Source organism: Nonomuraea insulae (assembly GCF_042656245.1).
In genome coordinates, this window is record NZ_JBHSPA010000074.1 from 1 (window position 1) to 10,623 (window position 10,623).

11 protein-coding genes are annotated in these 10,623 nt (G+C 69.3%); 5 read left to right on the top strand and 6 right to left on the bottom strand.

What is annotated here, in order from left to right; translation table 11 throughout:
• From ACFPZ3_RS51230 to ACFPZ3_RS51245, 4 genes are all read left to right on the top strand, one after another.
• The coding region (locus ACFPZ3_RS51230; protein ID WP_379521736.1) for a type IV secretory system conjugative DNA transfer family protein at positions 1–1,257 on the top strand (1,257 nt) is incomplete at its 5' end.
• Positions 1,258–1,308: 51 nt separating this feature from the next.
• The gene (locus ACFPZ3_RS51235; protein ID WP_379521737.1) at positions 1,309–2,340 is read left to right on the top strand and encodes a replication-relaxation family protein; all 1,032 of its coding nucleotides are present in this window, start codon (positions 1,309–1,311) and stop codon (positions 2,338–2,340) included.
• The gene (locus tag ACFPZ3_RS51240; RefSeq protein WP_379521738.1) at positions 2,337–3,329 is read left to right on the top strand and encodes a C40 family peptidase; all 993 of its coding nucleotides are present in this window, start codon (positions 2,337–2,339) and stop codon (positions 3,327–3,329) included. The genes ACFPZ3_RS51235 and ACFPZ3_RS51240 overlap by 4 nt, the downstream gene beginning before the upstream one ends.
• 300 nt (positions 3,330–3,629) lie before the next feature.
• Entirely contained in the window at positions 3,630–4,334 is a 705-nt protein-coding gene (locus ACFPZ3_RS51245) for a GIY-YIG nuclease family protein (RefSeq protein WP_379521739.1), read from the top strand.
• Between the two features lie 87 nt (positions 4,335–4,421).
• Here ACFPZ3_RS51245 and ACFPZ3_RS51250 read toward each other — a convergent pair whose 3' ends face one another.
• From ACFPZ3_RS51250 to ACFPZ3_RS51275, 6 genes are all read right to left on the bottom strand, one after another.
• Entirely contained in the window at positions 4,422–4,925 is a 504-nt protein-coding gene (locus ACFPZ3_RS51250) for a hypothetical protein (RefSeq protein ID WP_379521740.1), read from the bottom strand.
• Positions 4,922–5,431 (bottom strand): hypothetical protein, encoded by a 510-nt coding sequence (locus ACFPZ3_RS51255; RefSeq protein ID WP_379521741.1) that lies wholly within the window; start codon positions 5,429–5,431, stop codon positions 4,922–4,924. Before ACFPZ3_RS51255 ends, ACFPZ3_RS51250 begins: the two co-directional genes overlap by 4 nt.
• 68 nt (positions 5,432–5,499) lie before the next feature.
• Positions 5,500–6,069, bottom strand: a complete 570-nt coding sequence (locus tag ACFPZ3_RS51260) for a hypothetical protein (RefSeq protein WP_379521742.1) — start codon at positions 6,067–6,069, stop codon at positions 5,500–5,502.
• Between the two features lie 168 nt (positions 6,070–6,237).
• Entirely contained in the window at positions 6,238–6,696 is a 459-nt protein-coding gene (locus ACFPZ3_RS51265; RefSeq protein WP_379521743.1) for a hypothetical protein, read from the bottom strand.
• Between the two features lie 205 nt (positions 6,697–6,901).
• Positions 6,902–7,906 (bottom strand): DUF932 domain-containing protein, encoded by a 1,005-nt coding sequence (locus ACFPZ3_RS51270; RefSeq protein WP_379521744.1) that lies wholly within the window; start codon positions 7,904–7,906, stop codon positions 6,902–6,904.
• 207 nt (positions 7,907–8,113) lie between these two features.
• Positions 8,114–9,376 carry a hypothetical protein gene (locus ACFPZ3_RS51275; RefSeq protein WP_379521745.1) on the bottom strand — a complete coding sequence of 421 codons (1,263 nt, stop codon included), beginning with the start codon at positions 9,374–9,376 and terminating at the stop codon, positions 8,114–8,116.
• Between the two features lie 429 nt (positions 9,377–9,805).
• Between ACFPZ3_RS51275 and ACFPZ3_RS51280 the strand changes: the two genes are divergently transcribed.
• The gene (locus ACFPZ3_RS51280) at positions 9,806–10,483 is read left to right on the top strand and encodes a hypothetical protein (RefSeq protein WP_379521746.1); all 678 of its coding nucleotides are present in this window, start codon (positions 9,806–9,808) and stop codon (positions 10,481–10,483) included.
• Positions 10,484–10,623 lie beyond the last annotated feature (140 nt).

The following is a 10,623-nucleotide window of genomic DNA, read 5'->3' on the forward strand; positions in this document are numbered from 1 at the left end:
CGGCATCACACCCACGTCCTCGGCGGCACCGGCGTCGGCAAATCCACCCTGCTCGCCAACCTCGTCCTGGCCGACGCCGCAGCAGGCCGAGGCGCCCTGGTCATCGACCCGAAAGGCGACCTGATCACCGACATCCTCAACCGGCTCCCCCAACGAGCGGTCGGCAAGACCGTGGTGTTCGACCCGCAAGACCCCACACCGCCGCCATCAATCAACATCCTCGCCGGACACGACCCCGCCTTCGCCGTCGACTCCGTCGTCACCATCTTCCACCGCTGCTTCTCCACCGCCTGGGGACCCCGCGTCGACGACCTGCTCCGCTCCACCTGCCTCACCCTGACCAGCGTCCTCGGCCACAAAGCGACCCTGGCCGACGTGCCCCGACTGCTCACCGACTCGGCCTTCCGCGCCCGGACCACAGCCGAACTGCGCGATGAACTGCTGGCCGGGTTCTGGGACTCCTACCAAGCCCTCACCCCAGCCGGCCAGGCCACCGTCATCGGCCCGGTGATGAACAAGCTCCGCGCCGTCCTGCTCCGCCCGTTCGTCCGGCAGGCACTGGCCAGCCCGGACACCACCGTCCCCATCGGCCAACTCCTCGACCGCGGCGGCCTGGTCCTGGCCCGGCTGCCCAAGGGCATCTTGGGTGACGACGCAGCCCGGCTGTTCGGCTCCATCCTGCTCGCCCACACCTGGCAGGCCGCCACCCGCCGCTCCCACCAGGCCGAATCACAGAGGCCGGATGCCTCCCTGGTGATCGATGAGTGCCACAACTTCCTGAACTTGCCCGGCCACATCAACGACGTGCTCGCCGAGGCACGCGGCTACCGGCTGTCCCTGGTCCTGGCCCACCAGCATCTCGACCAGCTACCCGCCGACCTGCGCGAAGCGCTCTCAGCCGACGCCCGCAACAAGGTCTACTTCAACGCCTCACCCAAAGACGCAGGCGAGTTGAAGCACCACACCGCGCCGCTGATCAGCCCGCACGACCTCACCCACCTGGGCGCCTACCAAGCCGCCGCCCGCCTCGTCATCGACGGCCAGCAGACCTCCGCCTTCACCCTGCGCACCCGGCCCCTGCCCGCCCTGGTTGAGGGCCGGGAAGCAGAGATCCGCCAGGCATCTCACCAGCGGTTCACGGGACCGGCGGTTGCCCGGAGAGCAGGCCAGGCACCCGAACCAACCGCAAACAGAGCGCCCGGCCCTCCCCCTCCCGACGCAGACCCCGGCGCACCCCCAGCCTCCACCCGTCACTGACCGGCCCCACGCCCTAGTCCGACCAGTCCGACCACGTCACGGAGGTTCACCATGTCCGACAAGCCCTGCGGTTGCTCGTGCACCTGCCAGCCGGCCCAGCAGCCCGCCACCCGCACAGCGGCAGCTCGCAAGCTGCCCCGCTTCACCATCCAGCCCATCCCGGCAGCCCAGCCCAGGCTCGATCACACCGCGCTGATGACACTCGCCGCCCGGCTGACCGAACGCGACTACCAGGTCCTCGATCACCTGCACCGCCACCGTGTCCTGACCACCCACCAGCTGCAGCGCATCTTCTTCACCATCGCCCAAGCCACCCGCGCCCGCATGACCATCCTGTTCCAGCTCAACGCCGTCACCCGCTTCCGGCCCTGGGCCGGATACGGCGCAGGCTCGGCCCCCATCCACTGGGCCCTCGGCAAAGCCGGAGCCGCCGCCCTGGCCGCCCGCCAAGGCATCACCCTCAAAGAACTCGGCTACAACCCCGACATCCCCGTCGCCGTCTCCTCCCGACTGAACCACCAGGTCGGCGTCAACGACTTCTTCTCACACCTCCATCACCATGCCCGCCACACCCCGCAAGCCACCTTGAAAACCTGGTGGTCAGAAAAGCAATGCGCCACGAAATGGAGCGACCTAGCCCGCCCCGACGCCTACGGCTGCTGGCACGACAACGGCCACCAGATCGACTTCTTCCTCGAACACGACACCGGCGCCGAAACCCTCAAACGCGTCGCCGACAAACTCCACGACTACCGCAACCTCACCGACGCCACCAACCACACCACCCCGCTCCTGTTCTGGCTGCCCAACCCCACCCGCGAAACCAACCTGCGCAAACTCCTCACCAGCCATGACCTCCCGATCGCCACCGCCGTCCACACCACCCACGGCGACGGCCCCGCCGGACCCGTCTGGCTCCCAGCCCCAGCCGAGGCAGGGCAGACACGGATGCGGCTGGCCAACCTTGAACACGGCTGGCCCCACCTGACCCTCGGCCCAAGCCCCGAGCAACCGGCCAGCGCCGAGGACAACGATGACGAGTTCCTCGACCGTATCTTCGCCGAGGAGGAGCCGGGCAGGTGAAGGCCGCCGCGGCCGGCGCCGCCCTCCTGCTGCTCATCATCTGCGCGTTCATCGCAGCCGCCACCAGCATCCTCACCGGCCCCGGGACACCCGGCGGCCTGGCCTGCGCGATCACACCCGCGACAACGAGCAGCACGACGAGCAGCACGGCGGGCGGACCGGTCGCGGCCGGTGCATCGACGGGCGTGGCCTCCACGCTGACCTTGGACCGCGAGCAACAGACCCACGCCGCCCTCATCATCCAGATCGCCATGGAGCGCGACCTACCCGCGCGAGCAGCCGTCATCGCGGTCGCCACCACCCTGCAGGAATCCAAACTCCGTAACGTGCGCTACGGCCACCTCGACAGCCTCGGCCTGTTCCAGCAGCGCCCGAGCCAGGGGTGGGGAACCCCCGAGCAGATCCTCGACCCCCGCCACGCCACCAGCATCTTCTACGACCGCCTGGTCAAGGTGCCGCGCTGGGAACAACTCCCGCTCACCCGGGCCGCCCAAGCCGTCCAGCGCTCCGCCCGCCCCGACGCCTACGCACCGTGGGAGCCGCTCGCCCAACGCCTTGTCGACACCCTCACCGGAACCTGCGTCCCGCTCATCCCTGGCGAACAGATCGCCGCCGTGCTCGCGTACGCGCACGCCCAACTGGGCAAACCGTACCTTTGGGGCGCCGAAGGACCAGCCGCTTTCGACTGCAGCGGCCTGACCATGCGCGCCTACCAAGCAGCAGGAATCACCATCCCCCGCGTCGCGGCCGACCAATGGAGACACGGACCACCCATTCCGCCGGGGCAGGAGCAGCCCGGCGACCTAGCCTTCTTCCGCATGGAAGCCGACGGCCCCGGACACGTCGGCATCGTCATCGGAAACGGCCAGATGATCCACGCCCCCAACCGGCGCAGCGTCGTCAAAATCGACACTTATCAACGCGGGGACCTGATCGAGTTCACTCGCCCTCTCGCCCACCCCGCCATCAGTCAGCCCGATCCACGCTGACCGTATGCCACGGCCACAACGACAGCGTGGCTCGCCCGGGACAGCATGCCCCTACCGGCCGCCGTGCGCTCTCACGGGCCGCGAACGGGCCCGCCACTCCCGGCCATGACCACGGCGGACCTCGCGGGATGACACCCCACGCGAGGCCGTGGCCGCGTCCGGCACCAGGAGGGCACCTATCCAGTGGGTGAGCTGCGCGTTTTCTTCCCCGGAACTCGTGATTACGCAGAGCGAGGTGTCCGATACTGTTCGGGAAGATCTCCAACGGCACCCGGTGAAGGAGACTCCCGCGTGTGTGCGATGCGGTTTGCCCCGTCCCAGCTTGTGGTCAGCCTCTCCTACGACCTCAACAATCCGATGAAGATCCGCGCCAAGCACAAGGTCGCCGGCATGCTCCTGCTCGACCGTGACCACGCCAACCGCCTCGAGCGAGGCTGGAACGTCCCCGGCGCCTACGTCCTGCTCGACCGCCCCGACGCGCAAGGGCGGTGGGGAGCCTACGTCGGCAAGGCCACCAACCCCGGACTCCGTCACCGCGTCCTCCAGCAGCTCAAAGAGCGCGACCACTGGTACCGGGCGCTGCTGATCCGCTATGAATCCAACGAGGATGAGACGCTCAACAGCAGCGAGGCCGGATGGCTGGAGGGCAGGCTCTACAACCACCTTTGCCGCGCTCGCCAGGTCACCCTGCACAACCGCAACCGGCCCCAAGACCCCACCCTCACCGATGACGACGAGACCAGTCTCATCGACTACCTACTGCCCATCGAATCCGTCCTTCGCCTCATCGGCCACACCCTCTACCCCCGCCCGGCAGGTGCCCCGGACGGCGGCGGCCCTCTCGTCAAGAGGATCAAGCCCAGGCCCGAGGCGAACAAGACCGCCCCCCACCTCAGCCCGGCCCCCGACACCAGCCCGCCGTTGGGCCCACCAAAAGACGTGAAGAAGATCATCGCGCAGATCAAGGCGGGCACCTTCGTGTATGAGCCACCGCGAAGCCGCTAACGGCATGAGACCCGGTGGTGGAGGAGGTGTGCCCCGGCCAGCGCACTTGATCTGTGCTGGACGGGGCACACCCCCTACGCCACCGGATCAGGCGCTACCGAACATGTCCTCGTCCGGCGTGTCTCCCTCTCTTTCTCCCTCTGTCTCCTCCCCGTCGTCCTCCCCGTCGTCCTCTTCGCCGCCGAAGATCCGGCAGGCGAGCTCCTCTTCTTCCGTGAGGATCACGGCGGACAGCTCCGCAACCCCGAAGGCCACGGCTTTGCACAGACGGTGCCAGCCGTCGATGATCAACATGCCGCCGTTCGGGACCGTGGCCATGATCAACGGCTCGGACAGATCCACCCGGTATGCGTGCTCGGCGTCGATGGCGACCAGCTGGATCATGGCCGCCCACCGCTCGGTCACGATCCACCCATCCGGGGCCCGGCCTTGAGTGAGCTTTTTGGCCTCGGTGATGTCCCAGCGCCAGCCGAGCATCTGGAAGACCTCCACCCGCGTGCTATCCCGGTCCGATCCGGACCTGCGTGCGGCCGGTGGCTGCGGCGCGGTGGACGCGGGCTCGCCGGTGCCGGTGACGTGGGGGTGGATCACGCCGTGGCCTCCTGCCCGGTCGAGGCGCTCGGAGACTGCTTCGCCAAGCAGGCCGGCGCGAGTATCTCGGCCTGGGCGAGGAAGATGCGGGCGGCGCCTTGCCGGATGAGGGCGAGGCTGTGGTCGAGGTGGGCCAGGGCGAAGTCGAGTTCGCCGTTGCTTCCGGGTGCTCGTGCGGTCACGTTGGGGTCTGGTGGGGTGGGGTCATCGAGGTAAGGGGTGATCCAGGAGACGAACCTGGATACGGCCTCAGCCGGACGCACGCCTCCGCTATCGGCGTGCTCGATGTGCCGGGCCATCAGCCGCCACCATGTGCACAGGGTCTGTGCGCGCAGGGTGGTGTAGATCTGCTCGGCACTCAGCCGCTCGCCCCGGCCAAGCCGCCGGATGATGTCGTCGAGGTGCTGCTGGCGGGCGCTGCGGGCCTGCTCGATGACCGTCTCCAGTGCGGCCGGAACCTTTCCTGATGGTGCGGCGGAGGCTGGATACTGCTGGGGGTTGTTCATGACATGGGTGTCCTTTTCTTCGGGGGTGTTGCCAGCGCCGGGATGCGCTGGCGGGGTCGGGTGGCCGGTCATGGTCCCGCCACCGTCGAGGCTGGCGGGGCGGGGCTGTCCGGTCGGGGGTGGTCGTGGTCCACGGGCGTGGCCGCGATCGGATGGGCGCTCTGCTGGATGAGGTGCTGGGTGAGCAGGTGGCCGCTGTCGTGGAGGAAGTCACGGGCGGCGATGCGCGCGGCGTGCGCGAGGGCGTGATCGAACAACGTGCCCGGCCGGGCCACCGGAGGCTCCCCGGTGAGGTAGTGGCGGGCCCAGGAACGCACCCGCCGCACCGCGTGATCGGAGGTCAGCTTCTTACCGGTGATCTCCTCATCCACCAGATCCCACCAGGCGCGTGATGCCTGAGCGTGGACGGCGGTGAACACCTGCTCGCCAAAGAGCCGTTGCCCGTTCTGCAAGGCGAAGATCGCCTTGGCTGCCGCCGTGTAGAAGGCGTGGCGGGAGTCGGTGATCTTCTCGGCGGTCAGCTGATCGCACGAGCGCCGCGCCGTCTCATCCCGGGATATGGTGCCGTCCCGGGCGGGAGGGGGGCTGCTCGGTTCACCGAGTGGGGGCAGAGGGCCGGGCTGGTAGAGGTGATCCATCGTGTGTTGTCCTTTCGTCAGGTGACAGGGACCGTTGAGGGTGAGGGTCATGGGGTGGCCGCCCGGCTGACGGCTCGGCACGTCACCCGGCCCGAGCCGAGCAGGGCGCAGGCCGGTGAGGCAGGCGGGCAAGGGGGCGGACGGTGGGACACACCCCCGCACACGCCGTCACGGGCGACGTTCCGAGGCCGAGGTCCGCTCGGTCGCGGTCGCGGGCCTGACGGTGTCGGCCGGACGGGTGTCGTGATCGGAAGGCAGGGCCAGCGCCTCGGCGAGCTTTTCGGTCGCGTCCAGGAACGCCCGTGCGCCGCCTCGGCGGGACTCGGCCATCGCCAGGGCGAACAAGCCGCCGTTGGTCATCGGGCGGGCGTTGATCAGCAGGTCCTGAGCCCGTTGCCGCACGGTCAGCAGCGCGGTCGCGCCGTCGACGGCCTCCTCGCGGCCGTGCGTGAGGTCGGTGACCTGCTGCCACCACGACAACCGCTGATAGGCGTAAGCGATACGGCCCAGGTCCTTATCGTGCAACGTGCCCTCGTCATCGAGGCAGGCGATGCGGTTGAGGGCCTCGCTGAGTTCCCAGCGGGCGGCGTTGGCTTGGTGAACGGCCAGGACTTCGAGTCGTCCCATGACGATCTCCTTCGGTAACGGTTGATGACGTACGCGGGGCGGGGTACCGGCCGGTCGGAGCCTCGGCCCGGACCCTGCCGCTCGGGCAACCCCGGGGATCGGGGCGGGCGGCCTTGTGTCGCCGGTCGGGGAATGGCCGGTGTGGGGTCCGGTACGGCCCCCGTGCGGGGGCGGTACCGGACACCGGCGCTGTGGGCGCTGTGGGTCAGGCGGTGGCCAGGAGCCGGAACGCGCGGGCCTTGACCTTGTCGTGGTCGTGGTCGTCCAGCAGGGCCCGCTCCGCCCGCACCGTCGCCACGTCGCGGCTGCCGAACACCGGGCTCTTGTGATCCAACCGCTCGGTCACCGCGTTGTAGGCCGCCCAGCGCGTGTTGCGGATCGGCTCCTGCGTCGGGGCCTGCGCGAACAGGTACTCCAGATCCCGCATCGTCAGATCGTGATTACGCTTGGCCAGCTCTTTCGCATCGGCCGGAAGCGGGTGCAGACGGGCGGCGAACTGCCGGAACTCCTTCACATCCATCGGCATGGCGAGGAGTTTCTCGGCCTCGGCGGCGAACGCTTCCCCGTGCTTCCAGGTCAGTTTCAGCGCCTCACGCGCCTCGGCGATGCGCCCGGCCACGTTGCCGGTGTGCCGGACGGTGAACTTCGAGGCGTGATGAGCGAGCGCGGCCCGTTCGGTGTTCGCGCACACCACCCGGACCGGGGTGGCGACGGTGACGAACGACCCCCAACCGTCATGCCGGGAAAACGCCGCCAGATACAGGTCGAGCTGGTCGAACCCGCCGACCATGAGCGGCTCGGGCAGCCGCATGGTGACGAACACCCGCCGCCCGCCGTTCAGGGAGCCGCCCGTGTCGAAGATCGCCCCCGACTCGTCCACCAGCGTCTGCAGGAAGCCGGTGACGTCCTCGTTCTGCAGGACCTGATAGTCCCTGCCGACGCGGCCGAGCCGTTCGGGCGCTCCGGTGACCGGGTTAGTGCGCACCACCAGGAAGTCCTCGTCCGTGACGACCGGCAGGCCGGTGACGGGGTCGGTGACCTGGCCGACCGGCACCTTGCGCACGTTCCACCCGGCGAGCTGGGCGTTGGACAGCAGGTCCTCGGCGGTCATCGGGCCGGGCGCGGTGTAGCCGAGCCCGTGCCAGCCCGGCTTACCGGCGGCGGCGAACCCGGCCGAACCGTTGGCGAAGACCTCGATCTCGTGAGCCATGACAGTTCCCTTTCTGATGGGCGGTGCTGATGCGTGGTGGTGATGTGCGGGCATGCGAAACAGAAGCGATGGGGTGTGGTGGGTCCGGTCCCGCCGTGTCGGGGGCGGTACGCCGGTGATCAGTGGGTGACAGGGGTGTCGGAGCCCGGCGCAGGGCCGAGGCGGCGGGTGGGGCGGGCCGGTTGGGGCGGCCCGCCCGCACCCGGCTCAGTCGCCGTAGGTGTCGGCCCTCACGGCGTTCTCGGCATCAGCGTCGGCGGGGACAGCCGCAACCGTGGCGGGGGCGGCGGTGGGGGCGAGGGCGAAGCGGCGGGGCCGCTCACAGGACAGCACCGCATCACCGAGGCTGACCAGCCGGTCCAACGCGTTGGCCACCGCACCGGACGAACGGTCCAGCGCCCGCCCGATCTCATACGGGGTGAAGTCCTTGTCCGGGAACGCGATCAGGTGCGCGTGCACCATGTCCCGCAACGCACTCGGCCGGACCCCATCTCCCGTACCCGCGCCGCTTGCGGTACCCGGACGGGCCGCCGCCGGGCGGGCCGCCGCCGGGCGGGCCGCCGCCGGGCGGGCCGGGGCGGCGGTGGTGCCGGTCAGCACCGCCCGGGCGTTACGGTGCGCCGAGGCGACCTTCGTCATGGCCATTTCCAGGTACCCCAACGCCATCACAGCGTTCCCCTCGCCCTTCGCCGAGATCACCCCGCCGAACAGTTCGACCAGTTCCGTCAGGTCCGCCCGCGCCCGCGCCCATGCCGGATCATCGTCCACCAGCTCAGACACCGGCTCGGACATGTCGGCGTCGGGAACCGAGTCGTGTTCGCCGCCCGTCTGTTCTTCCGAGTCCTGACCGGCCGTGTCCTCAAAGCTCAGACCCTCCGGCTGGCCGCCCGGCTCCTCAGCCAGGTCCGCCTCGTCGGTCGGCTCCTCCGCGATGGCGGGGTCGGCCGAAACGATGGCGGACGGGACCGCCTCCTCATCCGACGCGGGTACCGCCTGCGCGTTCGGGGCTTCCGCGTCCGGATTTTCCGTGTCCGGCGCGGTGATCGCGGCGGGCGCGACATCCGACGGCTCCGGGGCCGGGGCCGAGGGCGAGGGCGAGGCGTCGGCGGTGCCGGTCGGCATGGGCGTGTCAGCGATGATCGGGTACCACCGGTCAGCGGCGCGGCCCCGCGTCTGACCATCGTTCGATCCTGGCTCACGGCGGGCGCGCCCCTCGGCCTCGAACTGGTTGAGGATCTTGCCCGCGACCATCCGGTTCAGATCGGCCGCCGCCCCGATCACCGTGGCCGATGCGCCGGGGTTGGCGTTCAGCGCGGCCCACACCGCCTCCACCCGCGCGTCCCCGCTTGTGGCCGGGTTTGTGTCCGGGGCGGCGGTGCCGGGGCCGTCAGGGGGCACCACAGGCGCGGCCCCGGCGGGAATGGCGGCGGCGGTTTCCGTGTCAGCGGGAACGGTTTCGGTAGCGGTCATTTCCGGGGTGTGAATAGCCATTTCGTGACGCCCTTTCCGGTCGCATCACCGGCCCCGTCCGGGCCGGTGTTTTCGTTTGCGTCACGACCATCCCTCGCACATAACGCGGACGGCAAGTCGACCGGGCCATTTTTTATGTCACCCCAACGGCTGGAGAGGCTAACCTAAAAATCCAACCGCTGATCTGCGAAAACATCTCGCAAGAAGCCTGCGGAATCGGCTTGACATCAGGCGCGCGTCCGACTCTTCACCTATTTCACCGGACGACAGCGAACGATGCCCGATTGCCCGAATACCGCGCGAAAGAATCTGCGAGGCTAATACGCATCCCGGTTGACAAACATTGTGGATCGAGCGTCCATTGAATTAGGCGGCAAACACCGCCGACACGGCACCGGAATAACAGGCCGGGAAATCGAAAGGCACCGCATGACACCTGCCAGCACCACCCCCGCCCGCCGTATCATCAGCCCCCGGCACGCCCGCGCGCTGGCCGATCACGGCCCCGGCTGGGCGATCATGTGGGACGACCGCCACGATCAGCCCGTCATCGTCCGTCCCGAACACGGCGACGACGGCGCTCTCCTCGAAATCTGCGATTACGAGGACATGTTCTTCCTGTGGGGCGATTGCGACAGTTGCGGCGATGCCCACACCTGCGAGGCATGCATGCCGGGCGGGCGACCCGACTTCGCGGTCATCGCCGCCCACATGACCGACATCCTCGGCGACTTCTACCTCGACCGCGACGACATCGCCGCGTGCATGCCGCTCACCCTGCCCTACACCCGCGCCCTCACCGGACACGGCCTCCAACGCCGCTTTCAGGGCCACCGGGAGGACCACGCGTTCAACCAGTTCTACCGTTCACCCGAGGGCCGCCTCGTCAAGCTGAAGATCCCCCTCAGCCCGACATCCGCCCCCGCCCCCGCCGTTCCGCTCACGATCGAGTGGACCTACCTCGGCCTCACCGGCGCTGACGACTCTTACCCGGTCACGAACGTACCCGCCGACACCCCGCCCGCCGACATCGCCGCACTGATCAACACCCACCTCGCCATCCACCCCACCCACACCCACCACGCATGGCACGAACGACACGGGTGACACAGGCGCGGCTGACATGGCCCACACGCCCGCCACCGCGTAACCCCGGCCCCGGCAACCGAACGGTCCCGGCACCGCCCTACAGCGGTGCCGGGACCTACCCATGCCCTGCCGCCCCACGGGCGGCGGGCGGCGGGCGG

Bases quoted from the DNA above. Each gene is read 5' to 3' on its own strand.
- ACFPZ3_RS51260 (WP_379521742.1), bottom strand. From the start codon at position 6,069: ATGGATCACCTCTACCAGCCCGGCCCTCTGCCCCCACTCGGTGAACCG.
- ACFPZ3_RS51280 (WP_379521746.1), top strand. From the start codon at position 9,806: ATGACACCTGCCAGCACCACCCCCGCCCGCCGTATCATCAGCCCCCGG.
- ACFPZ3_RS51270 (WP_379521744.1), bottom strand. From the start codon at position 7,906: ATGGCTCACGAGATCGAGGTCTTCGCCAACGGTTCGGCCGGGTTCGCC.
- ACFPZ3_RS51255 (WP_379521741.1), bottom strand. From the start codon at position 5,431: ATGAACAACCCCCAGCAGTATCCAGCCTCCGCCGCACCATCAGGAAAG.
- ACFPZ3_RS51265 (WP_379521743.1), bottom strand. From the start codon at position 6,696: ATGGGACGACTCGAAGTCCTGGCCGTTCACCAAGCCAACGCCGCCCGC.
- ACFPZ3_RS51275 (WP_379521745.1), bottom strand. From the start codon at position 9,376: ATGACCGCTACCGAAACCGTTCCCGCTGACACGGAAACCGCCGCCGCC.
- ACFPZ3_RS51245 (WP_379521739.1), top strand. From the start codon at position 3,630: ATGCGGTTTGCCCCGTCCCAGCTTGTGGTCAGCCTCTCCTACGACCTC.
- ACFPZ3_RS51235 (WP_379521737.1), top strand. From the start codon at position 1,309: ATGTCCGACAAGCCCTGCGGTTGCTCGTGCACCTGCCAGCCGGCCCAG.